Consider the following 24,652-nt stretch of genomic DNA (forward strand, 5'->3'; position numbering starts at 1 on the left):
TGTCCGAACAGATGCCGAACACCTGCATTTTTACAACTATAACGGAACAGATGTCCGATAATGTTCTCCAAGACGTATCTGCTCCTATTCTAAAGAAAAGACTACTGCTTTACAGTAGCCTTCTCTCTCACTATTGAAACTTAATTGACGAACCGTTCACTCTCATTCCAAAATTGTTTTCGAATTTGGACTTTTTGAATTTTCCCTGAGGCTGTTTTAGGTAATTCTTCAACAAATGAAATGGATTTTGGTGCTTTAAAATGAGCTAATCTTGCTCTAGTAAATTCGATAAGCTCTTCTTCTGTAGTCTCATATCCTTCTCTTATCACAACAACAGCGTGTGGGACTTCTCCCCATTTTTCATGAGGAATAGCAATCACAGCTGCCTCTAACACAGCTTTATGTTCATATAACATACTTTCCACTTCTATCGAAGAAATATTTTCGCCGCCGCTAATGATAACATCTTTTTTTCGGTCCACAATGTCAATATATCCTTTTTCATCTACAGTCGCCATATCGCCTGTATAAAGCCAGCCATCTTTAATCGTTTCCATTGTGGCCTGTTCATTTTTCCAATACCCTTCCATCACGCCATTTGTACGCGTTATAATTTCACCAATCGCTTTCCCATCTTTTTGGATTTCAACTCCTTTTTCATCTACGACTTTCACTCTTGTTCCGATCATTTCAAATCCAGCTTTTGCCTTTAGTCGATATTGTTCTTCTTTAGAAATATCTTCGTAATGAGAGCGAACGTACGAAGCGGTAATTAAAGGCGACAGCTCTGTCATTCCGTATACTTGGATAAACTCCCATCCTAAGTTTTCTTCCACTCTCCTCACAAATGCTGGTGGCGGGGCTGAACCTGCAATGACTACACGTAACTTTTGTTCAATGTTTGGTGAGTGTTTATCATAATATTCTAATAGCATATTTAATACAGTAGGGGCCATATGAGCAATGGTCACACCATATTCGGCTAGTTTTTGAAAAATCGTTTCTGGTTCAATTTTCTTTACCATCACTTGGGTCGCACCATTTGCCGTATAATAAAAAGGAGATCCCCATCCGTTCGCATGAAACATCGGCAAAATATGGAGGAGTGTATCTTGATCACTTATTTTTAAATGGTGCATCGTACTTAATGAATGCAAATAATTAGACCGATGAGAAATCATTACTCCTTTTGGATTCCCTGTCGTTCCACTCGTGTAAAGCAAACTTGCAATTTCTGTTTCCTCTATTTCTTCACGTTCAAATGGATAAGAAGGAAAAGAAGCTAACCATGCATCATAAGAAATACAATCTTCTATCCCTGTTTTCCCATGAACAATAATCGTTTTCACCGTTTCTAGTTTGGCTCTAATCGGTTCAATTAACGAGTAAAGATCTTCATCTACAAATAAAACTTTGCTTTCACTATGATTTAAAATAAATAAATAATCTTCTGGCTTTAACCTTGTGTTTAACGGTGTCATAATTGCACCGACTTGATATACTCCATAAAAACCTTCAAACATTTCTACTGTATTTGGTGCGAGATACGCTACTTTATCCCCTTTGTTAATTGATAACGCTTTCAAACTATTCGATAATTGATTCACTCGAGCTGCCATTTGTGCATAAGTGAAACTTCTACTGTCTTCAATAATTGCTAGTCTCTCCCCATATAATCGAACAGCACGGTCAAGAAAATCGGTAACGAGTAACGGTACATGCATAATATTTCTCCTCCTCTTTCTTGTAGTTTCAATAAATACTTACTTTAAACATATTCCCTTTTTCTTTTTTCTTTCCTTCTACGTTTGACGGGATTTTCCTTCTGTCGCAACATGTATGTCTATATGCTAAAATGTAAATAATACCAAATTAGAACAAGAAAGGATGATTCCAATGCCATTTGATCCAAACTGTATTTTTTGTAAAATTGTTAAAGGAGAAATACCTGCTGCGAAAGTCTATGAAGATCAGTACGTTCTTGCTTTTCTAGATATTAGTCAAGTAACGAAAGGGCACACGCTTATCATTCCGAAAACACACATAGAGAATATTTTTGAACTCCCAGAAGATATTGCCGCTCATTTATTTTCTGTCGTGCCGAAAATAGCAAATGCAATAAAAAAAGAATTTAAGCCCCTTGGCTTAAATATTGTCAATAATAATGGCGAAGCTGCGGGACAAAGTGTTTTTCATTACCACCTCCACCTTATTCCTCGTTACGGTGAAGGAGATGGCTTTGGTGCTGTATGGAAAGATCATAGCAGTGAATATAAGCCAGAACAGCTTCATAACATCGCATCATCGATTGCAAAAGCAATAAATTAGTCAATTTTGAAAATAATCAAAAAAATAATAGATTATCGTTCTTTCTCATGATACATTATGATTAACTTTTACGAATAAAAGTAGTAGAGAACTAAAGGAGTGGAGAGCTTTGGAACGCGCTTATAATTTTAATGCAGGTCCTTCTGCATTACCTCTTGACGTGTTACAGTTGGCACAAAAAGAGTTAGTGAACTTTAAAGAAACAGGAATGTCAGTCATGGAGCTTAGTCATCGCAGTAAAGAATATGACCAAGTCCATGAAGATGCCCAGCAATTACTTAGAGAATTACTTGAAATTCCAGACAATTACGATGTGCTTTTTATGCAAGGCGGCGCTAGCCTTCAATTTGCTATGATTCCAATGAACTTTTTAGGAAAAGAACAAACGGCTAATTATGTTCTAACAGGGTCTTGGTCTGAAAAAGCAGTAAAAGAAGCGAAATTTATTGGGGAAACGAAAATTGGAGCAAGTACGAAAGAAGCTGGTTATTCAACCATTCCTTCTATTGCAAACATTGACTATTCAAATGATGATGCTTATTTGCATATTACATCGAATAATACGATATATGGAACACAGTGGAAAACATATCCTACTGGACTTTCTATTCCTCTTATTGCTGATATGTCTAGTGATATTTTAAGCCGCCCGATCCCAGTATCTGAGTTTGGTCTCATTTATGCTGGAGCACAAAAGAACTTAGGTCCTTCTGGTGTGACTGTTGTTATTATAAGAAAAGATTTACACGAACGGACACCGGATCATTTACCGACAATGCTACGGTATGATACACAATCTAAATCGAATTCTCTTTACAATACACCTCCTACTTTTGCGATTTATATGCTTAGTCAAGTGCTAGCATGGGTAAAAGAAAAAGGTGGGACAACCGCGATTGCTAAGCAAAATGAAGCAAAAGCAAAGCTCATTTATGATGCGATTGATGAAAGCTCCGGTTTTTATCGTGGACATGCTGAACAAGGAAGTCGCTCGCTTATGAATATTACGTTTAATTTACCATCTGATGAATTAAACAAGAAATTTTTACAAGAAGCAAAGGAAAAAGGATTTGTTGGATTAAACGGACACCGCTCGATTGGTGGCTGTAGAGCCTCTACGTATAATGCTGTTCCTGTTGAAGCTTGTGAAGCTCTACGGAAGTTTATGGTTGAGTTCAAACGCATCCATTCATAACAATACTCTTGGCGGTTTGTATGAGAAACATGTTACGCTCTAAAAGAAGATTAAAACACCGCTCCTTCTGAGCGGTGTTTTGTTAAAATTTTATTATCGTTACAGATAAATAAGTCCTATCGCTAAGAGCAGGAAAAGAATGCATAATAACGCTAGTTTCATTGCGTATTGTTTCCACTTTTTTTGTTCATCACGGTTTGTTGTCATGCGAGAAGTTTTGATTGTGTGGTATGACCCATAACATAATAGAATAGCTCCTGACAATAATCCAAAAATTAAACCGCTCATCCATTCCCCCTCCTTACTTATATATATGTAGGAAGGTAAATAGTATGATGAGCTATCATAAATCAATAGGCACATATAAAGAAAGGAGTAAATCAATGAATAAAAAAGCTGCTTTGCTTGGATTTTTAACAGGAGGCGTACTTGCCAGTGTCGCTACGCTATTGTATACACCACAATCTGGGACTGAATTCCAACAAAAAGCCTCAAAAAACATAAATGAGTTAAAGAAAAATTGGCAAACAACAAAAGCACAAACAATCGCCATTAAAGAAAATGTTAAAACTTCAATCCAAGAAGGTTCTGTCGTTGCAAAACAAGTTTCAAATGATATTAAAGACTCTGTACAAGAATGGAAAACAGACGTCGACCCCACTATACAAAAACTTGAGCACGATATTGAACAATTAAGACAGACATTGGAAAAAACAAATCTTTGACATTTTACTAGTAAAAAAATATTTTTGTAAAAAAGTAAAACTAGGTCTTTATTATAGCGATAAAACTTGTCATAATAGAAAGAAAATAGAAATTGAAAAAACAGTAGTGGGGGAGAGATATGGACCAAAACAATACGTATTCCATCGTACAGTCCATCATGTTCAGTCATAAAGTAGCCCAGTTAAGTAAGGCATTGTGGAAATCAGTGGAGAAGGATTGGCAAAATTGGATCAAGCCATTTGACTTGAACATCAATGAACATCATATTTTATGGCTCTCCTATAACTTAGAAGGGGCTTCGATTTCAGATATCGCACAATTTGGAGTGATGCATGTGTCAACCGCGTTTAATTTCTCCAAAAAATTAGAAGAACGTGGATATTTATCATTTTCCAAAAAGGAAGATGATAAAAGGAACACATATGTGTATTTAACAAAACAAGGTGAAGAACTATTATTAAAAACATTAGAGCAATATAACCCAAGCACATACTCGATTTATGGTGGAGCTTTACCGATTAAAGATTTGTATGGTAAATTTCCTGAATTTTCTGAGCTTATTAGTATCGTCCGTCATGTCTATGGACCAGAGTTCATTCAAACTTTTGAGCAATCAATGGAGAAGTTTGAACAAGACTTCACTGATGATAAAGGAACATTAAAATTAAAAGCGCCAGCGGGAATGAAATAACAGAATTATGAAGCTAAAAACTAAGTATCTTAAAAGGACTGAAGAAAAAAATCCTTTTAAGATACTTTTTTTGTTTAATTATCTTTTTGCCTATTGATTTCTTAGAAAAAAAAGCGTAAATTATTCAGGGGATAGAAAGAGGAGGTACCATAACATGAACTGCTGGAAGTCAATTAATATATCACGAGACTATGGATCGACTCGCCTTTCCTTAATTTCGTTTTCTTCGATAATCGGATTTTTCTTATTTTTTTATTTACTATTAAGTTCCATCATCCCTACTCCTCCCTATATGGAGTATGGGGTTCTACCGCTACTCATTGGCATTCCTGTCCTATTTATCGTTCATAAATTATTACACTGTGTTCCGATTTGGATGATTGGAAAAAAAGCGAAAATTGAATGGGCAAAAACAAATCGTATCCCTAAATTATTTTGTCATATTATTGAACCGCTACCGAGAAATGTATGTCTTATTTCAACACTATTTCCGGTGTTTATTATCACGTTCATTTGCTGTGTTGGTGCTTATTTATCACCAGCTCATCTTCACTACTTTTCAATATTAGCATCTGTAAACTTCGGATTAAGTGTGTACGATATTTTATATGCGATGCAAGTTACTCGAGCCCCAAAAGAAGCGTTCATTTCTGACCATAAAGAAGGCTTTCATATTTTAATCAAAAGCAATAGAGTCTGATGCAGTAGCATAGACTCTATTGTCCCGTCATTTTATTCGTACTTCTAATTCAATTTCATCTTGCAGCAAATCAAATTTTGTAAATGCAATAACGGCCCCATAAGGATTGTCCATTTCATTAACATTCAAATGGACTCGATTGTCAGATGGATGGATATGAACCCACTCTGGTAATTCTACATAATTTTTCGCAAGCTGAAGAATTTGTTGGCTTGGTATTTGAAAAATGCCTAACGAAAAAGAATTGACTTCCAATATTAAATCTCCATTATCATGAACTTCTGGTTTCAAATACACTTCCATCGGCACATTATTCCCTAAAAGCGAAAGGGAAGAATTAAATTGGATATGTTGCTTTTCTAACGTCACTTCGTATGGAACATTTTCTTCCGGCATTTGTTCGACCATCGTTGCTAAAAATTGGTTTAAATCATCACGAGTCGTATGAATCGTAAAAACGGCACTTCCCTCATTTGGAGAAATCGACCACTCTGTTTCTTCAATTGAAGGAAATAATCGATTAAATGCAATGACGGCAATGATGAACACCAAAATAACCAGTCCTAATAACGTAAAAAAAGCAAACTTCCATCGATTGATTTCTTGAAATTTCAAACTATCACCTCTCTAGTATTCTATTTTACAAGATTTTGAAAAATAAAAAAGTACCTAAATAGTATCTTTTTTTTTCAACTTTTGTTAAAGTTAATATTATCAATAGATAAAAACTCGTCCTAGTTACGCAGATGAATTGGAGGCCTAGTATGCTTTTCTTTTTTGGTCTATTTGCTTCTTTTATATTGTTTACCATTAATTCTATGACAAATGCGCTTTGTCTTCAAAAAGAAATTCCTGAAGAAAGACAACCAAAGGTGTTTCGTACCATTAACGTGCTTTTGACCATCTTATTAACTTCAACGTATGTAAAAATTTTATTTACGTAAACATAACAAAAAGGAAGAAGTGGAGACACTTCTTCCTTTTAATTTCACCTTATTTATTAGTATCCATATCCCCAGCTTGCTCCGATAATAACAAGCAAGATGAATAATACAACTAGTAACGCGAAACCTCCAGTGTATGCGTGGCTCATGATAGGACCTCCTTTAAATAAAGTTGAATTTTTTTTAAAGGTTAAAAAACCCTTAGTACCAAGAAGCACCGACGATGATTAATAAGATGAACAATACGACGATTAACGCAAAGCCACCGTGGTATGCGTGAGTCATCTTAACACCTCCTCTTTGCTTCGTTACTGTATCATATGCAACACTTTCTTATTCGTACTAGGCGAATCACTTAATTTTACATAGGAATCAACATGCATTTCGTTGACAGATATGTTATAGTAGACCTTGTTACCTTTATATAGGTTTTATTTGATTTTGATTGAGGAGTGGACAAGCAATGAATAAAAAGATGATTACAACATTTGCACTGACTGGAGCTTTATTGTTAGCAGGGTGTGCGGACAACAACGAAGCAGGAACTGGAACTACCCTAGTTGACATTGACGGCTATACAATTACGACGGAAGACTTTCTACAAGAATTAAAAGATAATTATGGCGAACAACATTTACGTCAATTAATTCAACAACAAGTAATTGTAGCTAAAGCAGAAACTTTAAATATAACGGATGAAGAAGTTGATGAAGAGTATAATACACTAAAAGAAGGCTTTGGTGTAACGGATGATGACGAATTATTGGAAATGCTAAAATCAACATACCAATTGCCAGTTGACAGCATTGAACAATTTAAAGAAGATTATCTCTTCCCTCAAGTTGCAATGGACCGTCTTTCTAGAGAGGGCGTAACAGAGGAAAGCATTGAAGCTCATTATGAAGAAAACAAAGACCAATATACAGAAGTGGAAGCACGCCATATTTTAGTAGAAGACATGGAAACGGCAAATGAAGTGTTAGATAAACTAAATGAGGGTGAAGATTTTGCAGACCTTGCAAAAGAATACTCAAATGACGAAGGATCCGCTGACCAAGGTGGAGATTTAGGTACATTCGGTAAAGGTGCTATGGTTCCTGAATTCGAAGGTGCTGCGTTTGCTCTAGAACCAGGCGAAATTAGTGACCCAGTAGAATCACAATTTGGATTCCACATTATTAATGTAACAGATAAAATCACTCCTTCATTAGAAGATATTCGTGAAGCGATTGAATATGAACTTGCTAAAACCCCTGAAGAAATTTTTGCTCAATTGCTTGAAGATGCAAAGATTGACATTAAAGACCCACAATTCAAAGGAATTTTAGACTAATATGAAAGCAGTAAAAGGACGGTTCCTTTTACTGCTTTTTCCTTTTTAAAAAAGTTGCCCCAAAGCCCAAACATCTTTTTTCCACCTGCATAGTGTATGTAGTAGAACATGATATTTACACAAGGAAAGGATGTTTTACCTATGACAACTCCAGCAGCAGGTTTTGGGTTTGGATCAGACTTTACTCTTATTGTCGTTTTATTTATTCTTCTTGTTATTGTTGGTGCCACTTTCTTCTATTAAGAAACAGGAAGAGGGTGTCTGCTCCGTTATTGAACTGAGCTAGACCCCTCTTTTTTTACGATAATTTTGTTTTATTTTTCTTTTTTTTCGCTTCTTCTAATCGCTCCATATACACTTGACCTTCTTGTTCAATCCATTCTTCATCGATTTTTCTATCTTCAAGTGTATATTTCACTGCCATATACCCGCTACCGATAATGCCTATAATGACGAGGTACGTCCATAGCGGACCACTAGTAAACAATACAGGCAGGGACGATCCACTCATAAAATAAATAGCAACCGCAAGAACGAGTAATCCAATCATTAGCCCTCTTTTTTTAAGTACATTTTCCATCCTGCACACCCTCTCCAATAAATTAATAACCGTTATTCTATGCATATGCTTGTCTTTTGGACATATGTATAAAAAGCCAAAGGTTTTCCCTTTGACTTTTGTTTTCGTTATTTTTCTGTAAGATTTTTTTCTTCAAACCCTCCACGTGGAAGGTCGATGTCTTTTCCACGGTACTCATCAATTTCCCCATCAATCGTTCCTTCTACATAATCGTCACTTACTTGTTCATGGGTAATGGCAAGACCTTTATCCACTTGTTTCTCGCTATTATAATCCTTTGGGTCATATGAGTTTGTTGCCACTTCTGCACTATCCTTTTTTGTGACCTTATCCATTGTTATCCCTCCTTTTATCGTTAGTGTGTTTCTTGGCGAAGAAAAATATGTAAACATGAAAAAAGCCTATATCGGACTAAGAAGCATTTTATGACTTCTATGAATAAACAACCGCCCCCTTTCTCATAAAGGAGGCGGTTGGTTTTGTTATTTATTTGGCAACGGTAATGGCTGTTCATGGAATGTTGGTTTATATAAAGAGCGATGCTCAAGCGCCATTACTCTTTCGGTAAAGTCTCCTGGCTGGACACGCTCAAGGACTCTATCCATCATATTCATTTTTGCATCAATATTGTCAATCATGTGAAGGATTTCAGCTTCTTTCACTAATGGAGGTTTTGGACTCCCCCATTCGCCTTTGCCATGATGACTTAGTACCATATGCTGAAGAATTAAAATTTCCTCACCATCGATTTCAAGCTCTTTGGCCGCTTCTGCAATCTCATTAACCATAATAGTAATATGTCCTAATAATTTCCCTTCAAGTGTATATGTTGTATCAATCGCACCTGATAATTCTTTGACTTTCCCTAAATCATGCAAAATGACACCTGCATATAATAAATCCGCATCTAGACTTGGATATAATTTTGTAATTGCTTGCGCTAAATCGAGCATACTAACAACATGGTAAGCAAGTCCTGATACAAATTCATGATGGTTTTTCGTTGCTGCAGGGACTTCTAAAAATTGTGTTTGATATTTTTTTACTAAATGTCTTGTTATACGTTGGATATTTGCATTTTCCATTTCAAATATATATTGCGTAATTTTACTCAACATATCTTCTGGATGCAGAGGAGCCGATTTCACAAAGTCTGCGATTTTCACATTATCCATCGGCGAAGTCGGGCGTATATTATTAATTTTTAGTTGATGTCTACCACGATACTCTGAAATATCGCCATGAATATGCACTATCGTTTTACTCACAAATGTAGCTTCATCTTCAGGAGAACATGCCCATAGCTTTGCTTCAATTTCTCCAGTATGGTCACTTAAGATTAATGTTAAAAACGGCTTGCCATTACTGGCCATCCCTTTTGTCACGCTTTTAATAAGAAAATAATGTTCAATTGACGATCCAACTTGATAATGAGCAATTCCTTTACTCATTTCCTCACCTGCCTTTTATCCTTGTCTTTTAAGTATAACAGAGAAAAGAAGGGCGTCTATACTAGACACCCAATTCACTGTTTCATTATGATTGTTTTTTCTTTGTTTGCTGTTCTTTCGGAATACAAACGGTAAACTTTACTCCATCGTCTGTATTTTGTGCAAATGTATAGCCAAAATGAAGTTCAGCGATTCGTTTTACAATCGCTAATCCTAACCCAAATTGACCTTTATTGCCTTTATGAAAAGGAGCAAATATCGTTGCCAATTCCGATTCTGCGATATGGTCTCCATCATTTTCTACAGAAATATGAACATCCTTGTCTTTTACTTCTGCACGAATCCAAATTCGACTTTCTGCATAACGCAACGCATTTTCAACAAAGTTTTCTAGCATCACTTGAAGCTGTTCGTAATCTCCTTTGAAACGAATATCTGCGCCTTCTATAATGAAGCGAATTTCTTCTCGTTGCATCCGAAAGCGTTCTTCAATATGAAAGGCAATTTCACCAAAGGTTATGTTTTCATGATTCGCTTTTTCATCTTTTAATGAATCAAGCTTTGTATAATAAATCATATCTTTGACACGTTGTTCCATGCGATTTGATTCTTCCATAATGACGTTCATCGTACTTTCAATATTTTCTTTTGGAAGAATTCCATCTTTCACAGATTGAGCATAGCTTTTAATGACCATAATCGGCGTCTTTAATTCATGTGAAGCATGTTGAATAAAAGTTTTTTGAGCGCGGTCATATCTCATTAAATTTTGCCGCATTTTCTCGAATTGGTCGGATAATTTTTGGAAGTCTTCATCACCTTCCCACTTAAACGGTTCCTGCCAATTTCGCTTTGCAATTTGTTCAAAATGATTTCCTAATATGATTAAAGGATGACGTAAATAATGTTTTAAATAAATAGCAGGAAGCAAACTTAATACACTCGTTAAAAGTAAAATATAAACAAGCCTTTCCCATAGCCGATTCACCATTTGATCTCGATAAGTATCCCACATATAAGAAATGGCAAACATTTCTGTATCTGTTGCTTTCACTTTTGTCACAACATAAAACAACGTTGCTCCACCATAAGTCAGTTCATACCGCCCACTCGTTTGTTCTTGGTCACGAGCATTAGCCGTCATCTCTGCTAACACTTCCTGGGGAATGTTCTCCTGTAACGTTCCAAAGTTATTAATAATATAAAGGTGAAAAACCGAGCGGATAGCCTCTCTTCTTTCAACAAAATTTAAATCTGAATCTGGTGGGTCCTCTGTAAAGTCTCTCGTCATATGGTAGCGCGCTTGCTCATACTCAATAATTCGATAAGTTTCATCTGTTAACGTTCCTTTAATCGATATTGGATAAATAATAATAATCGATAAACCAACAAGGACAATTAAAGAGATAAACGACAACCAAATTCGTTGCGTTAAATTCACACGAATCATGAAGAAAGAACCCTATACCCGTATCCATATAATGTTTCTAAGTGAATTCTTGGCATCTTTTTCCGCACACGACGAACAACATCATCAACGGCTCGCTCTGAACCGTAGTAGTTTTCACCCCATACATGTTCAATGATCGTTTCTCTTGAAAATGCTTTTCCAATTTGTCCGGTCAATAATAAAATTAAATCCATTTCTTTCGTCGTTAAATCAACAGCATCTGTATCATTTGACCTTTTATCATAGACTGTCCGTGCAACAGGATCAATACTATAATCATTTAATTCAATCTTTCTTGTTTCCGTTTGTGACGTACCATAAATACGAGCTAATAGTTTTTTGGCACGGATGACTAACTCTTGTGGTAAAAATGGTTTTGCTAAATAATCATCGCTTCCCATTTCTAACCCTAATACTCGATCTAAATCTTGGTCTCGAGCTGAAATAAAGATAACTGGTGTGTCTCCGTGCTCTTTAATTTCTTTTAATAATTGATAACCATCTGTACCAGGTAACATAATATCTAGTATCCACAAATGTGGTTTTTCACTAATTGCTTCCTGTGCTTTTGAACCATCTGTAAATGTTTTAACAGTCCAACCTTCTTTTTCTAAATACGCTTTAATAATCTCAACTAAATTTTGCTCATCTTCTACTAAATGCACGATAAATTGACTCATAGAAAAATCCTCCTACTTTCTATTCAATGGTAAAACAGGAGACACAATTTTTTTATCGAACAAACGGTGCAGAAAAAACCTATAATAACCGCTGCGGTTACTCTTTTTTCTGTATTTCTCCTTTATTCTTCTGATTATTCTAGCAAAGTTTATGAAAATAATAAAGAAATTTTGTTGACATTACAAAGTGATTACATCCTTTTTCACAAATAGCTCCTTAACATTGTCATGACAGGTAAAAAACAACACTTGTCTTTTTTGAGCTAACTCTTCAATAATCGTTACAATCGCTTGTTTTCGCTCATCATCGAAATTAACAAAGATGTCATCGAGAATAAGCGGGAACGGGTCATTGGACTCATATGTCATCGCTAAGGCAAACCGAATCGATATATATAATTGTTCTGCGGTGCCACGACTTAATTCTTCAGGTGAGAAACGAAGACCATCTTGTCGTTCTACTACTATCATCTGTTTATCCATTGGCGCAAAAATACGTTGATATCGTCCAGCTGTCATCGCAGAAAAATAGGCAGATGCCTGTTTCATGACCTCTGGTTGTCGTTCATTTTCATAGATTTCTTTTGTTTTTTCCAACATCTCTTGAGCCAGGCGATATACTGACCAGTTTTTGGCTTGTTCCAGAAGTCTGGCTTTTTTTAATTCGAGCTCTTGAACAAGTGATGCTAGCTCCCTTTCTGATTGGAGTTGTTCCATTTGTTGTGTATTTCGTATTAAACGTTCCCGTTCCTCTTTTTCTTCTTTTTCCACTTCAGCTACTAGTTCTTCAAGCTGTTGTTTCTGATTTTCATAATCCTTTTCTTGCTGTAGCAACTGAATATAATAATGGATTTCATCTTCGCTTTCCACTAACTCAGACAATTGTGATGTTATAAACTCAAGTTCATCGTTATACTTTTTTGCCTTAGCAATTTGAACTCCTTTTTTTTGAAACTCATCCTCTTTTTGCACATTTGCTTTGTGAAGAAGGGTTTCGATTTGGTTTTGAATCAATGTTTCCTTTTCTAAAAGAATGCGAATGTCTTCGTTTAGTCCATTGATGATATCGGTTGCTTGATGTTCGGCTCTTCTTTTTTCCTTTTCATTTTCAAGCTGGTCAAATAAAATGAAAACTGTTTTTGTCACATTTTCAAACTCGATCCCAACTTTGCTTGCTAGAACTTCTACCGATTTCTCTAACGATAATATGTAGGATGACAGGTCATGCAATCTCTGTTCGTCTCGTTTCAGTTGAGCCAAGACTTTTTTCCCCTCTTCGATTAATGACACGATTGCCAACAAAAGCTCACTTTTTGTTTGCACATCATAGCCATTTTCTTGGCACCAAATTTCTATTTTTTGAAGGATGACAGATTGCTCATATTCACACTCATCTAGTTGATTACATAGATGGGTATAATGTTGTTGTTCAAGCTGAAGTTTCTTTTCAAGAAATAAAAGTCGCTCTTTAACAGCGTCATCATAATTCAATACATTTTCAATATCAGCCAAGTCTTCTCGGAACGATTCTTCCTTTTTGGCTTTTGATTCTATTTGATTTTTCTTTTCGACACTTGCAACGAAGAACGCAATCGAACTACTTAAAGCAACAAAAAACAATAACCATTGCTCTTGTAAGAAGCTATAAACAGCAATTAAGCAGAAAAAGACACTTAACGGTAAAAATAATCGTTTCTTTCTCTTCCTAGCTTGCTCCAGTTGAGTAAGGACGATTTTATATGTTTCTTCATGTTCACGCTCTCTTTGTTTTGAGTTCTCGAATTCAACCCAGCTTTTTCTTTTGTTCTCTAACTCTATTCGATATCCAGTGGGAAGCTGTTCTTCTTTGCATTGACTAAATTCTTTTTCATGTTCTTCTAGTAGAAGTTGTCTTTTTTGCAGTTCTGAATCTAGGTAATATTTCCTATCTTCAAGCCTGCGCTGTTCCTTATTTAATTGGCGTAAAGAATCTTTCACTTCAATACTTGTGTCACATGCCATTACTTTTTCTTTTGTCCAATGCTGCCCTACATTCATTTGAATTTCTTCCCACTTTTGTTGTTCCTGTTCCATCGTTATCGTTAGTGCTTGCTTTTCTCTTTTCCAAATCTCGTAAAGTTTTACATCTTCTTTTACGGCTTCAATTTTATCTGCTACTTCCAAAAGTTTTTCATTTGGTTTATTCAACTGAATGGTTTCGTTTACACTTTTTCTTTTTTGTTTCAGTTCGATTTTCTTTTCTTCAATTAAACTTCTTTGGTACAAAAGTTGTTCGAACTGCTCGACACCATGTACTGGAAACTGCTCAATTTTGGGTAGTACTGCTAATTCAGCTTCAAGATACGCTCGTTTTCGAAGCAATGGAGCAAGGATAGATAGTTTTTCATATTCCTTTATTTTTGCTAGACATGTAATTCGTTTTTCCTTCACAGATTGGAGGTTCTCTTCGATTTGTTTTTCTGTCACTTGTAACAACTGATAGGATTCTAAGTCCTTCTCTTTTTCATAAATTTTTCGTTCAATCGCTTCTATTTGCCCTAATGTTTCATTAATAAGGGGCTTTTTTCCACTTGGTTTAAATAATTCTTGTTGTTTTTTTACAATTTGCTTTTCCAAGTCTGTAATCGAGACTCGACCTGCCACACTTACACCATGTAAGTATTGGGCCCATTCTTTTTTGTCTAATTGGTCTAATCCTTGTAAATCTGAGAGATTAAATGTAAAAATCCCATAAAAACTCGTCCGGTCAACTCCACCTAATAAACCTGTCAAACTTTCCTCACCAGCGGTTTGTCCATTTTCAAAATATACCGTGACGTCCCCACCTGCTTTACCCCTCACTCGCTCAATTGTTACAATTCCGTGGTGTTGAATAAAAAGCGTGATTTTCCCCCCGTACGTGGTCCCTGTTTTTGGTTCAAATCGGTTTGATTTTGTCTTTTGCGGAAACCCGTATAATACGCTGCGGATAAAAGCGAGTATCGTTGATTTTCCTGCTTCGTTTTTTCCATAAAAAAGGTGTAAGCCTTCTGAAAAATGATCAAAATTTTGATTTTGAAACTTCCCAAATCCATAGATCGTTAAAGAAAGAATGTTCATTGTTTTCCCTCCTTTACCAATTGTTCTAATACGAGTGATTGAGCTTTTCTTCTTATTTCCTCATATTCTTGCTTAGACCATCCTTCCATTCGTTTTCTTATTTTCGGATGGTACTGAAAATCGTTCAAGCTGTTTTCAATATCCTGAAAGGAAAAAGATTCACTTACTCTTGTAAAATCTCCAATAAAATCTTCTTTTTGAATCAATGTGTCGATAATCCATTCGGCTCCTGTGTTTTTTTCAAATGAAGTTATATAACAAAAGGATCGGTCGTATTCTTCATTTTCATTTACAACTGAAATAATTTCTTGCATTACATTATCAGAATAAAGCAAGGAATGTAACGGTCCATTTCCAATTATGAGAAGATGAAGGAGCATTCCTTTCCCATCGTCTCTTCTCACTTGTTCTTTCACACGGATCATTTCATCAAGAAATTCTTGTTCGGTTTCCATCGAGCTAATTGAAACGGTTATCGTATTCCATATAATATCAGCTGTTTTAACAAACGATTGATTTATGATGTTATCCGATAACTCTATGTATAGACATCCTTTTTCTCCTTGTTCGTTTCGATGTCTACCTTGAATATTTCCAGAATAGAAGATAGTAGACTTTAGTTGTTGAAATTGATGAATATGTCCTAATGCCCAATAATCAAAGTTTTTTTGTTCCAAATCTTCAATGGAAAATGGCGCATAAGCATAATGACCAGACATGCCATCTGCTTGTCCATGTAATAACCCAATATGGTAATCTGCCTTCCCTATTTTTTTATAGGATACTGCCATATTTTCGACGACTTCTCGTTTCGGGTAACTAAACCCGTACAAATGAACTTTTGTTTCATCTTTTTCATAAACAGCACACTCGATTTCGCTACCGAAAATGAATACATTAGATGGATATTGAAGTTTCACCCATTTCCCTGCTAGATGATCATGATTTCCATGAATGATATACACTTGTATATTAGCTTCTTGCAGGCGCTCAAACTGTTGTTTTAAAAAGAATTGTGCACGTACACTTCGGTGTTGCTCATCAAATACATCTCCACTTATAAGTAAAAAGTCGACTTTATGTTCGATCGCTGTTGCTACAACTGTAGAAAACGCGGTGAACGTACTTTCTTTTATTCTTTCTATTATTTTTTCTGGTAAATGTGACAGCCCTTTAAATGGACTATCTAAATGTACATCTGCTGTATGGATAAATCGAATGGAAGCCATATTCTCCCTCCTATTGCCTTTTCAAAATGCTCTCCTTGAATTATAGCAAAAAGCGAACAAATATTCCTCTTTTATATTTTGAATAAGAAAAACGTGGGAGCGTCTTTTCTTTCAAGTGAAGTACGGAGCCTTCGCTCTTCTTGAAATAGCTTTCAAAGCTTCACTGCTACACCAAAATTTTTATCTTATCTTTTTAAAAAAACTTATAGTCTCATAAATAGTTAAATTAAGTCATAAAATGACAGTAACAGCTTTGGCAAAGAAAGGAGGTCACGTGATGGTCAGACGATTATCTTTTCTTTTTTTCCTCCTATGTAGTGTTGCTTGTTCTCCCAATACTCTTAACGAAGAAGACTTTGTTTCGAAATTTGCCGCTGAAAATGAAGGTGAGTTAGCTCTTTATATTTTTTATAATAGTGATGAACTTGAAAATGAGATGTTTATAGATTTACTCATGGAAGATGTGAACACATCCCTTCCTTTTATTCATGATATCCAAAACGAGCAACCTTATATCATTGACATCACAAAAGAAAAGGAACTTATTCCTCCCGTGCATAGACCAAAAGATTCTTTACCGACCGTTGTTCTTTTTAACCACGAAAAAGTCGTGTTAGAAACCGTGAGTATAGACGTATTTCATGCATATATGGATGTGAGGAAAAGCAATTAAGATGGAATATTAGATTATTTGTTTACCAAACACTAGAAATGAAAAACCGGAGATAATAGCGAAATATATGTCCGTAATAATTGACACAAGACATATATTCCGCTCCATCCCTTTTTAAAAGACAAATGGTAATAACGATACTGCCGTTAGAGCCGCTAATGGTAATGCTAACCGGCGAAACGGTCTTGGACGATACCATCCGTACCCTGGGAAACCATAGCCTGGAAAACCATAAGGCGGGAAACCGTACGGTGGCATTCCGTATGGTGGTACACCATAGGCAGGAACACCACCAAACCTTGAATGATCATCATGTGACCGGTATTGACCTCCGTGATGGCTTATATCGCCTTCGTCTGGAACCATTAAATAAACCATTTCATCATCGACATATTCAATAATTCCTTGATGTACTTGTTGATCATTTGTTTGAATAACAACGGGTTGGTTTACGTATTGCTGACATAGTGATTTCATATTATGCATTTGATGCATAAGTGCACCTCCTCCACGATTTACACTCCCATCCTATTCGGACGATAGGCAAATGGTGCGTACGGAAATAAAAAGAGGAGATGACATAATGAAAGTCATCTCCGCTTTTTTACTTATGCATTTACTTCAACTTGACGCTGTTTCCCGTATAGGAAATAGGTTTGAATAATCATAAAGATATTTCCGATAACCCAATATAATGTGAGAGCCGATGGCATAGCTAGTCCAGCAAATAAAATCATCGCGGGCATAATGTAAAGCATGATTCTCATATTTTCAGGTAACGTATGCATCGTCATCCGACTTTGTAGAAAAGTTGTTCCTGCAGCAATAATTGGTAACAAGTAGAAAGGGTCTGGTGCCCCTAAATCGAACCAAAGAAACGAATGTTTCGCAATTTCTTCTGTCCTCATAATCGCAAAGTAAAACGCCATTAAAATCGGCATTTGAATGAAAATCGGTAAACATCCTGCTAAAGGATTTACACCATGTTTTTGATACAACGACATCATTTCTTGCTGCATCTTTTGTTGTTCTTCTGGTTTTTTCATGTCGTATTTTTGTCGTAACTCTTCCATTTCAGGTTTTAACGCTTGCATGGCCTTACTACTTTTATTTTGCTTTAACGTTAAAGGTAAGATCGCTAAACGTATAATAATCGTGACAAAAATAATCGATACACCATAATTGCCATCAAATAGCTGTGCTATAAAAATAATAAACCATGATAATGGAAAGACAAAATAATGGTTCCATATCCCTGTTGATTCTGCAGTAATTGGTTCAGCGGTTACTCCACAACCTCCTAATAAAAAAATCATGACAATGAGTAAACTAAAACCAATCCATTTTTGCTGTTGTCCCACTTTTTTTCCTCCTTGTGTGTTTGTTTTACATTAATAAACACAAGGGGAACGGTCTTCTTCATCACTATGGCTTTTATCCGTAAGGGAAGGGATTTTTCGCTGGCAAAATGTTGTCCAACGGAAAGATAACCTAGGTTCTTGAACATGTAGGTCTTGTTTCACTTCATGATGTATCCATCGTTCATATTTATAACAATACGAATGATACATGACATTCCGTTGAAATATTGCGATAACATAAACAAATGACATTCCTATAAATAGCCACATAATCGGAATATCAAGCGTTAATTCTGTTAACAATCCATCCCCTCCCTTCCTTAGTATGATTTGAAGTTTACCATATAAAATAGGGTTAGTCTATTTTTCAGATCATGATTTTTTTCTTGCTTCTCTCGTGTATTCAACTTACAATATGAATAGTCATTCATTTTTTATAACAAAACGGGGGAGATATAAAATGAAGCAATATTTTTTAACTGCGTATGATCCATCCGGAGAGACATTATTAGAGGAAACATTCGAAGCGGCATCAGATGAAGAGGCAAAAGCAAAAGGTGAAAAACGATTAGAAGAAGAAAACTTAAGTTCTCGCACTCATCGTCTTACTTGCGCTGGAAAGTTACTGTTGTTTCATCGTTAATGGAAATACGAAGATTTTCGACTAATGTAACGACACACTTTGCGGTCAGAGAAGCCGTTATTTGTGAACATGATACAGGTTTCCGTTTTTTAGCGGCCACAGGAGCTCTTATTTGCGCAAAAGCCACTCTATTCCTAGCGAGATATTATGATTAACTGCTCCTGTGTCCACCAACTTTCCAAAACGCTAGCAATGTTCACAGATAACGGTTTTCATGACCGCTTCATTACCATAAACAACATAAAGAAAAACGCGGGAGCGTCTTTTCGTTTCAAGCGAAGTGCGGAGCCCTGCCCGCTTTTGACAGTGAACCCCAAGTGCTCTTCTTGGGGTGAAACGCGCAGGTGCGCAGCCTTCGAAGCTTCGCTTCTATACCATATTTTTTAAACTTTCCTATCTTTAAAAAAAAGATGATGCAATCGCACCATCTTTTTTACATTATATATTGACTTTTAATTGTTTACGGAACACTTCTTTTACCATATAGGCTACACCATGCATGTTATTCGATCGTGTAATCCAATCAGCCGCATCTTTCACTTGTTGTGGCGCATTTCCCATCGCTACTCCAAGACCTGCTTGAGTGATCATATCAATGTCGTTCACTCCTGCACCAATGACAACCGTTTCTTCTAATGAAATTCCTAAATGATGCCCTAACACTTGAATCCCTCGTGTTTTTGAAATTCCAAATGAAACAATATCAAGGCGACCGTCCTGTGTCATTGTCACTTCAATGCCAGGGACTTCTTTTTTCAATTCTTCAAGAGCAGAAATCGCTTCTGTTTTCTCAAAAAATTGCGCTTGAATTTTCGGTGGTGCAACAGGATTTTCGGATAAATAGTTGCAAATAGAATCCACAAATGTTACTGGATAATAAAGTGGGTCTTGAATACCGATCGTCATTTTGGCAATCAACTGTCCTTTTTGACGGACTTTATTTCCAATCGAAAAATTCTCGTGTAACAATCTCACATGACATTTGTAGTTTTCCAAAATCTCAGCAATATGAAATGTTTTGTCTTCATGTAATTTTTTCGTAAAAAGTGGCTCCTCTACATCAGAAGCAATAAATGCGCCATCATGAGTAACTAAGAAATTGTCTACTTTAAGCGCCTTGGCCACTTTTGCTGCAGCTGGAAATGGACGCTCAGTCGCTAATGTTACATAGACCCCTTTGTCTTTCACATACTCAATCGCATCTTTTGTCTGTCGACTAAGACGCGAATTCGATCGTAATAGGGTTCCATCAATAGATAATGCTAACATACGATAAGTCACAATGATCCCCCTTTTCATAGTCATACGTAATCAACAACAAGCCAACCACGTGATTGTTTTATAGTTAAGACTATGAAGAAGGGGATGCAATTAGAACAGTAAGTATAATTTGTCTTATTCTGGTTTTCCGTATAAATCTTCTAATGGCTCTGTAATAATTCGGCTTACATCACCAACAATCACACTTAACTTTTGTTCAGCTTCCATTAATTGAGAAATTAATTCATGTTGCTGTACAAGCTCAAACTGCTGTTGTGCTTGAATCGCTTCTTCTTCTGTAATTTGAATACCTTGCATTTGCTTTTGTTGAAGCTCCATTTGTAAATTACGGAAGTTTTCTAACATACGGTTTGATACTTCATCTTGTTTCACTTGGTCATAAAGAGCTTTTAACTGTTGAAATTCCTCGCTGTCACGAAGTGTATTTCCTAAATCACGTGCTTTGTCATATAAATTCGCCATCGAAAGGCCTCCTTAAAATTAGTCTTCCCGACTATACCATGTTATCGATTGAATTTCACGCTATATGACCATTAACTTAAAAAAAGAACAATAATTCCTTGAACAATTCCAATAAGCCCACCTAATAAAGCTCCTAAGTACGTAATCATTTTAAATTCTCTTTTTGAAATCGACAACACTAGCTCTTCTAGCCTTGCAACAGCAAACGTTTCTACTTGTGTTTTCACTACATCTTCTAAATGTAGTTTTTTCAGTAACATTTCAATTCGGTCTGTTATCAGTTTAGCAAAAACTAGAACTGCTTTCGGAATCATCTGAACGATTGTATCCTCATATGCAGGGGCCCACTCTTTCACTGGTTTATTGAGCCAGTTATACACAGGGATGTTTGTGACCAGTATATTTTGAACGATTGGTACTATATCATCGTCCGTTATAAACTCGTAAAAAGAATTCATTTTCTTTGCTTTTAACTTCGACCATTCTCTTCCTAACAACGTCACAATTAAATCTCTTGCCCCTTTGTCTTGCAGAAATTTTATAATTTCAGGTTGAACTTTATCAACGAGACGGTCTTGTCCTAAAAACATCGAAATCATATTCCCTAATGTTCCTTTACCAACAAGAAACCGATCGATCATGATACTCAGTCGTTCTTTGCCCTCTTGACTTTGAAAATACTCTGCTCCTTTTTGTGTAATCATATCTGCGATTACAGGGAGTTTCTCTTCTATTTTTTCTTGCCATCGTACTGGTAACACTTCCGAAAGCTCTTTATCAGAAAGCTGTTCTTTTAATTCCGTCCATTTTTCAGTTAGCATACGCTCTGTCTTTGACTCAGCTAAATTCCGTAATTCATCCACTCCTAAATAATCTGATGCAAATTGTTCAAGAGTTCCATCAGCATGTAATAACCGTTTTATTTCTTCTTCTGCCCAAGCTGTCATTTCTGTTCGAAACATTGAATCCGTTAGTTTTTTCTGAATCCCCTCTGCTGTCAATAGATGGGTAACGACCATTTTCCCTAACTGTTCTGCTAACTCACCACGTCGCTTTGGAATTAATCCTGGTGTAAAAGGAACCCGAAACCGTCCTATATAAATCGGGCGGTAAGGACGAAAAAGCATCTTTATTGCTAACGAGTTCGTAACCCCCCCGATCACAGCACCAATTGTCATCATCATGATTAATAGTAGAAACGTATTCATAAAAAGGCCTCCTCAAACTGCCATTCACATATTGAAACTGATTCACATAGTATGCTCTATCAGCACTTGCCTAATTTAACAAGTACGTGATTATTCTAAACAACTTTACCTCATTTGAAAAGAAAAAGACGAAATTACAGTTTGCAGAAGAAACGGGGAAGCAAAAATGACTCGAATTCAACTCATAACGTGTCATATGAATGATGAGCTTTCGAACAATCAAGTTCTTCTTTCTGCTGAGCTAATGAAGCATTGGGATATTCCGTATTATCAGACGCTCACATTAGTTTGTGGGATGAACGAAGTCGAAGTCGATTGTGTACCTCATACTTTTGAAGAGGAAGATTTAAAATTAGAGGCTTCTTCGTGCTTATTTGAAGAAATCGGGATGCCTAACCATTGTCGAATACGAATATCTTATCATGCGAAAGAACAAGTCATGTTATTAGGCCCCGTAATGGCTGTTTTAGTGCAACCATCATTAAATGAAGAAAACCCATTTGGTAACATGACTCAGTTTTGCGAAGAAATGGCTCAATTTGCAGAAAAAAATCATTTTCTATTTTACGTATTTCATGTTCAACAACCAAATGAAAAACAACTTCAAACTGGTTTTTTGTATGAATGTGGGGAATGGTCATCTCATTCACTTCCAATACCGGATGTCGTCTATAATCGCATCGGTTCAAGGAGCAAGGAGCGCAGCGAGGACACCCAAAACTCGTTCCAGTTTTTTACAGATAATCAAATTCCTTATTTTAATACGAGATTTCTTTCCAAATGGGAAAGCCATGAATTATTACTACCATTTGAAGAGATTCAGCCTTTCTTACCTGACACAAGGCGATTTTCCATCCAAGAGCTAGAAGAAATGTTACTTACGTATCCAGTCGTCTTTGTAAAACCCATTCATGGTAGTCAAGGAAAAGGCATTTATAAAATTAGTAAAGAAGGTGAAGTCTTTTCCGTCACATATTCATCCAAAAATGAAAAACGAGAGTTTCAAACGATGCTACAGTTATTTGTTTGGATTCAAAAAAAAATCAAAAAACGTCCTTATCTAATTCAGCAAGGCATTCAGTTTGTATCGATTGGCGGGAACGCTGTTGATTTCAGAGTACTATGTATTCAAAATTTAGAAAACATCTGGAAGTCGATTTCCACTGTTGGCAGAGTATCTACTGACCAAAGATTTGTCGCCAATGTTTCACAAGGTGCTGAGATGATGCCTGTTCATCGCTTGCTCAAGCAGCTTTTTCCTGGAGAGGAAGTGAGTCATATAAAAAAATTAATGGATGAACTGGCTACAGAATGTGCTCATTATTTAAGTGAAGAAGCCGAGGGCTTGTTTGGAGAATTCGGGATTGATATTGGTCTAGATAAAAATCAATTTCCATGGATAATTGAAATCAATACAAAACCTTCAAAACAATACGTAACTGAGCAAGAAGAAGCAACAATCCGCCCTTCAGCAAAGTCCATTGTACGCTTTGCCTATTCTTTATCTTCTTTTCCGAAGCTTCGTAAAACAAAAGTGAGTGAGACGAAAGGTGAAGGGGAAGAATGATTCATTTAGGCATTCTACTCACACATTTAAAGCAAGAAGAAGAACTCGTTTTATCGATAGCAAAAAAAGCTGCTGATTATGACATTCATGTCTTTCGGTTCTCACCATTTCATATGGTAGAAGAGAATCAAATCTATGGAGAACAGTGGATAAATAACTGCTGGGTCAAAGTAAAAATTAATCGTTTAGATTTTATCTATGACCGATGCTTTTATCCAACGCAAACGTTTTATGAAAAATATGCAACACGGGTGTTATCGTTTAAAAAAAAGGTTCCTTTTATTGGGTATGGGTTACCTAATAAGTGGGTCGTTTATAAAGCCTTACAAAAAAATGCTTCTATCATCCCATATCTGCCTTCCACTTATCTCGTTGAAGATTGGGACATTATGAAAAACACCATAACTAAAGAGCGTTCTGTTATTATCAAACCAATTGCAGGGGCACAAGGAAAAGGGATTATCATCCTTACAAAAAAAGACGACCGATACTTCTTGAAAACAACCGAACAGCCATCCTCCCTTCAAACGATGAGTGAAGAAGAAGGAAGGAAGCTTTGTCTTGATTTGAAAAACCAGTTTATTTTCCAACCATTATTACCTTTAATTAGAAATGGTTCACCATTGGATTTACGAATCTACTTACACAAAAATAAAGACGGTCAATGGGTTGAAGCAGCCAAAGCGTTTCGTAAAGGTGTACAAAATCATTTTGTTGCGAATCTTTCTCAAGGGGCAACCATCGTTCCCTTTCAAAATATGAAAACGATGTGGTCAAAAGAAAACTGGCAACACCTCAATGCGGCTCTTGCAAATATAATCAAGACGGTTCCATTGCAATTAGAATCCTATTTTCTCCCTCTGTTTGACCTTGGAATTGATGTTGGAATCGATCATAACGGAAAAGCTTGGATTCTAGAAGTAAATTCAAAACCAGGTCGAAAAATATTATTTCGTGATTTAGAAAGAAAAGAGAGCTATATTTCTACTCTCTTATCCTATATTCAGTATTTATCTCATTCGAATGAATTTGTTCAACATAAGGAGTGAAG

General features: G+C 36.1%; 30 protein-coding genes. 12 read left to right on the forward strand and 18 right to left on the reverse strand.

The features are described 5' to 3' along the window. Positions 1 to 140: 140 nt before the first annotated feature. Positions 141 to 1,724 carry a long-chain-fatty-acid--CoA ligase gene (locus T323_RS0106170; RefSeq protein ID WP_026672491.1) on the reverse strand — a complete coding sequence of 528 codons (1,584 nt, stop codon included), beginning with the start codon at positions 1,722 to 1,724 and terminating at the stop codon, positions 141 to 143. 172 nt (positions 1,725 to 1,896) lie between these two features. On the opposite strand from T323_RS0106170, the gene T323_RS0106175 reads away from it, so the two are divergent. Next, on the forward strand, positions 1,897 to 2,328 hold the full coding sequence (locus T323_RS0106175) for an HIT family protein (RefSeq protein ID WP_026672492.1): 432 nt from the start codon (positions 1,897 to 1,899) through the stop codon (positions 2,326 to 2,328). Positions 2,329 to 2,437: 109 nt separating this feature from the next. Next, positions 2,438 to 3,523 (forward strand): 3-phosphoserine/phosphohydroxythreonine transaminase, encoded by a 1,086-nt coding sequence (gene serC / locus T323_RS0106180; protein ID WP_026672493.1) that lies wholly within the window; start codon positions 2,438 to 2,440, stop codon positions 3,521 to 3,523. A 99-nt stretch (positions 3,524 to 3,622) separates the two neighbouring features. Here serC and T323_RS0106185 read toward each other — a convergent pair whose 3' ends face one another. Continuing rightward, positions 3,623 to 3,811, reverse strand: coding sequence for a hypothetical protein (locus T323_RS0106185; RefSeq protein WP_026672494.1), 189 nt, complete (start codon positions 3,809 to 3,811; stop codon positions 3,623 to 3,625). Between the two features lie 95 nt (positions 3,812 to 3,906). On the opposite strand from T323_RS0106185, the gene T323_RS0106190 reads away from it, so the two are divergent. From T323_RS0106190 to T323_RS0106200, 3 genes are all read left to right on the forward strand, one after another. After that, on the forward strand, positions 3,907 to 4,248 hold the full coding sequence (locus T323_RS0106190) for a YtxH domain-containing protein (protein ID WP_026672495.1): 342 nt from the start codon (positions 3,907 to 3,909) through the stop codon (positions 4,246 to 4,248). Between the two features lie 119 nt (positions 4,249 to 4,367). Then, positions 4,368 to 4,940 (forward strand): HTH-type transcriptional regulator Hpr, encoded by a 573-nt coding sequence (locus T323_RS0106195; RefSeq protein ID WP_026672496.1) that lies wholly within the window; start codon positions 4,368 to 4,370, stop codon positions 4,938 to 4,940. A 154-nt stretch (positions 4,941 to 5,094) separates the two neighbouring features. Beyond that, on the forward strand, positions 5,095 to 5,640 hold the full coding sequence (locus T323_RS0106200) for a DUF3267 domain-containing protein (protein ID WP_026672497.1): 546 nt from the start codon (positions 5,095 to 5,097) through the stop codon (positions 5,638 to 5,640). A gap of 27 nt (positions 5,641 to 5,667) precedes the next feature. Here the strand turns inward: T323_RS0106200 and T323_RS0106205 are convergent, their stop codons facing one another. Further along, a complete protein-coding gene (locus T323_RS0106205; protein WP_026672498.1) occupies positions 5,668 to 6,255 on the reverse strand; it encodes a YpmS family protein in 588 nt (195 codons plus the stop codon). Between the two features lie 149 nt (positions 6,256 to 6,404). Between T323_RS0106205 and T323_RS0106210 the strand changes: the two genes are divergently transcribed. Beyond that, a complete protein-coding gene (locus T323_RS0106210) occupies positions 6,405 to 6,584 on the forward strand; it encodes a hypothetical protein (protein ID WP_026672499.1) in 180 nt (59 codons plus the stop codon). Between the two features lie 56 nt (positions 6,585 to 6,640). On the opposite strand, the gene T323_RS0106215 is transcribed toward T323_RS0106210, so the two are convergent. Both T323_RS0106215 and T323_RS26130 read right to left on the reverse strand, forming a co-directional pair. Beyond that, a complete protein-coding gene (locus T323_RS0106215) occupies positions 6,641 to 6,733 on the reverse strand; it encodes a YjcZ family sporulation protein (protein ID WP_026672500.1) in 93 nt (30 codons plus the stop codon). A 52-nt stretch (positions 6,734 to 6,785) separates the two neighbouring features. Further along, entirely contained in the window at positions 6,786 to 6,869 is an 84-nt protein-coding gene (locus T323_RS26130) for a YjcZ family sporulation protein (protein ID WP_035177889.1), read from the reverse strand. A 178-nt stretch (positions 6,870 to 7,047) separates the two neighbouring features. Between T323_RS26130 and T323_RS0106225 the strand changes: the two genes are divergently transcribed. Beyond that, positions 7,048 to 7,917 (forward strand): peptidylprolyl isomerase, encoded by an 870-nt coding sequence (locus T323_RS0106225; RefSeq protein ID WP_026672501.1) that lies wholly within the window; start codon positions 7,048 to 7,050, stop codon positions 7,915 to 7,917. A gap of 141 nt (positions 7,918 to 8,058) precedes the next feature. Beyond that, positions 8,059 to 8,160 carry a YjcZ family sporulation protein gene (locus tag T323_RS28310; protein WP_156942404.1) on the forward strand — a complete coding sequence of 34 codons (102 nt, stop codon included), beginning with the start codon at positions 8,059 to 8,061 and terminating at the stop codon, positions 8,158 to 8,160. A gap of 55 nt (positions 8,161 to 8,215) precedes the next feature. On the opposite strand, the gene T323_RS0106235 is transcribed toward T323_RS28310, so the two are convergent. The 7 genes from T323_RS0106235 to T323_RS0106265 all read right to left on the reverse strand — a co-directional run bounded on the left by T323_RS0106235 (position 8,216) and on the right by T323_RS0106265 (position 16,406). Continuing rightward, complete coding sequence (locus tag T323_RS0106235; protein ID WP_245613694.1) at positions 8,216 to 8,497, reverse strand: sporulation YhaL family protein; 282 nt, start codon at positions 8,495 to 8,497, stop codon at positions 8,216 to 8,218. A gap of 107 nt (positions 8,498 to 8,604) precedes the next feature. After that, positions 8,605 to 8,832 carry a YozQ family protein gene (locus T323_RS0106240; RefSeq protein ID WP_026672504.1) on the reverse strand — a complete coding sequence of 76 codons (228 nt, stop codon included), beginning with the start codon at positions 8,830 to 8,832 and terminating at the stop codon, positions 8,605 to 8,607. A gap of 147 nt (positions 8,833 to 8,979) precedes the next feature. Beyond that, a complete protein-coding gene (gene yhaM, locus T323_RS0106245; protein WP_026672505.1) occupies positions 8,980 to 9,948 on the reverse strand; it encodes a 3'-5' exoribonuclease YhaM in 969 nt (322 codons plus the stop codon). A gap of 85 nt (positions 9,949 to 10,033) precedes the next feature. Further along, positions 10,034 to 11,398: a sensor histidine kinase gene (locus T323_RS0106250; protein WP_026672506.1), complete on the reverse strand. Its 1,365-nt coding sequence runs from the start codon at positions 11,396 to 11,398 to the stop codon at positions 10,034 to 10,036. Then, positions 11,395 to 12,078, reverse strand: a complete 684-nt coding sequence (locus tag T323_RS0106255; RefSeq protein ID WP_026672507.1) for a response regulator transcription factor — start codon at positions 12,076 to 12,078, stop codon at positions 11,395 to 11,397. The genes T323_RS0106250 and T323_RS0106255 overlap by 4 nt, the downstream gene beginning before the upstream one ends. Positions 12,079 to 12,258: 180 nt before the next feature. Beyond that, positions 12,259 to 15,177, reverse strand: coding sequence for an ATP-binding protein (locus T323_RS0106260; protein ID WP_026672508.1), 2,919 nt, complete (start codon positions 15,175 to 15,177; stop codon positions 12,259 to 12,261). After that, complete coding sequence (locus T323_RS0106265; RefSeq protein WP_026672509.1) at positions 15,174 to 16,406, reverse strand: metallophosphoesterase family protein; 1,233 nt, start codon at positions 16,404 to 16,406, stop codon at positions 15,174 to 15,176. The genes T323_RS0106260 and T323_RS0106265 overlap by 4 nt, the downstream gene beginning before the upstream one ends. Positions 16,407 to 16,683: 277 nt before the next feature. On the opposite strand from T323_RS0106265, the gene T323_RS26135 reads away from it, so the two are divergent. Further along, positions 16,684 to 17,079, forward strand: coding sequence for a hypothetical protein (locus T323_RS26135; protein ID WP_035177893.1), 396 nt, complete (start codon positions 16,684 to 16,686; stop codon positions 17,077 to 17,079). Positions 17,080 to 17,193: 114 nt separating this feature from the next. Here T323_RS26135 and T323_RS0106275 read toward each other — a convergent pair whose 3' ends face one another. The 3 genes from T323_RS0106275 to T323_RS0106285 all read right to left on the reverse strand — a co-directional run bounded on the left by T323_RS0106275 (position 17,194) and on the right by T323_RS0106285 (position 18,743). Next, positions 17,194 to 17,574: a hypothetical protein gene (locus T323_RS0106275; protein ID WP_026672510.1), complete on the reverse strand. Its 381-nt coding sequence runs from the start codon at positions 17,572 to 17,574 to the stop codon at positions 17,194 to 17,196. A 113-nt stretch (positions 17,575 to 17,687) separates the two neighbouring features. Continuing rightward, entirely contained in the window at positions 17,688 to 18,395 is a 708-nt protein-coding gene (yidC, locus tag T323_RS0106280) for a membrane protein insertase YidC (protein ID WP_051556417.1), read from the reverse strand. A gap of 75 nt (positions 18,396 to 18,470) precedes the next feature. After that, a complete protein-coding gene (locus tag T323_RS0106285; RefSeq protein ID WP_026672512.1) occupies positions 18,471 to 18,743 on the reverse strand; it encodes a hypothetical protein in 273 nt (90 codons plus the stop codon). A gap of 157 nt (positions 18,744 to 18,900) precedes the next feature. Between T323_RS0106285 and T323_RS0106290 the strand changes: the two genes are divergently transcribed. Continuing rightward, positions 18,901 to 19,083, forward strand: a complete 183-nt coding sequence (locus T323_RS0106290) for a YhzD family protein (RefSeq protein ID WP_026672513.1) — start codon at positions 18,901 to 18,903, stop codon at positions 19,081 to 19,083. 438 nt (positions 19,084 to 19,521) lie between these two features. Here the strand turns inward: T323_RS0106290 and T323_RS0106295 are convergent, their stop codons facing one another. The 3 genes from T323_RS0106295 to T323_RS0106305 form a co-directional block, all read right to left on the reverse strand. Then, on the reverse strand, positions 19,522 to 20,364 hold the full coding sequence (locus T323_RS0106295) for an HAD family hydrolase (protein WP_026672514.1): 843 nt from the start codon (positions 20,362 to 20,364) through the stop codon (positions 19,522 to 19,524). 114 nt (positions 20,365 to 20,478) lie between these two features. Continuing rightward, positions 20,479 to 20,826, reverse strand: coding sequence for a YlbF/YmcA family competence regulator (locus tag T323_RS0106300; RefSeq protein WP_026672515.1), 348 nt, complete (start codon positions 20,824 to 20,826; stop codon positions 20,479 to 20,481). Positions 20,827 to 20,897: 71 nt separating this feature from the next. Continuing rightward, entirely contained in the window at positions 20,898 to 22,034 is a 1,137-nt protein-coding gene (locus tag T323_RS0106305; protein WP_026672516.1) for a DUF445 domain-containing protein, read from the reverse strand. A gap of 166 nt (positions 22,035 to 22,200) precedes the next feature. Between T323_RS0106305 and T323_RS0106310 the strand changes: the two genes are divergently transcribed. Both T323_RS0106310 and T323_RS0106315 read left to right on the forward strand, forming a co-directional pair. Continuing rightward, positions 22,201 to 23,601: a YheC/YheD family endospore coat-associated protein gene (locus tag T323_RS0106310; RefSeq protein WP_026672517.1), complete on the forward strand. Its 1,401-nt coding sequence runs from the start codon at positions 22,201 to 22,203 to the stop codon at positions 23,599 to 23,601. Further along, positions 23,598 to 24,650, forward strand: a complete 1,053-nt coding sequence (locus T323_RS0106315) for a YheC/YheD family protein (RefSeq protein ID WP_026672518.1) — start codon at positions 23,598 to 23,600, stop codon at positions 24,648 to 24,650. Before T323_RS0106310 ends, T323_RS0106315 begins: the two co-directional genes overlap by 4 nt. The last annotated feature ends 2 nt before the right edge of the window (positions 24,651 to 24,652 follow it).

Origin of the sequence: Alkalihalobacillus bogoriensis ATCC BAA-922 (assembly GCF_000621445.1) — a bacterium.
In the GTDB taxonomy this organism is placed as follows: domain Bacteria; phylum Bacillota; class Bacilli; order Bacillales; family Bacillaceae_F; genus Bacillus_AO; species Bacillus_AO bogoriense.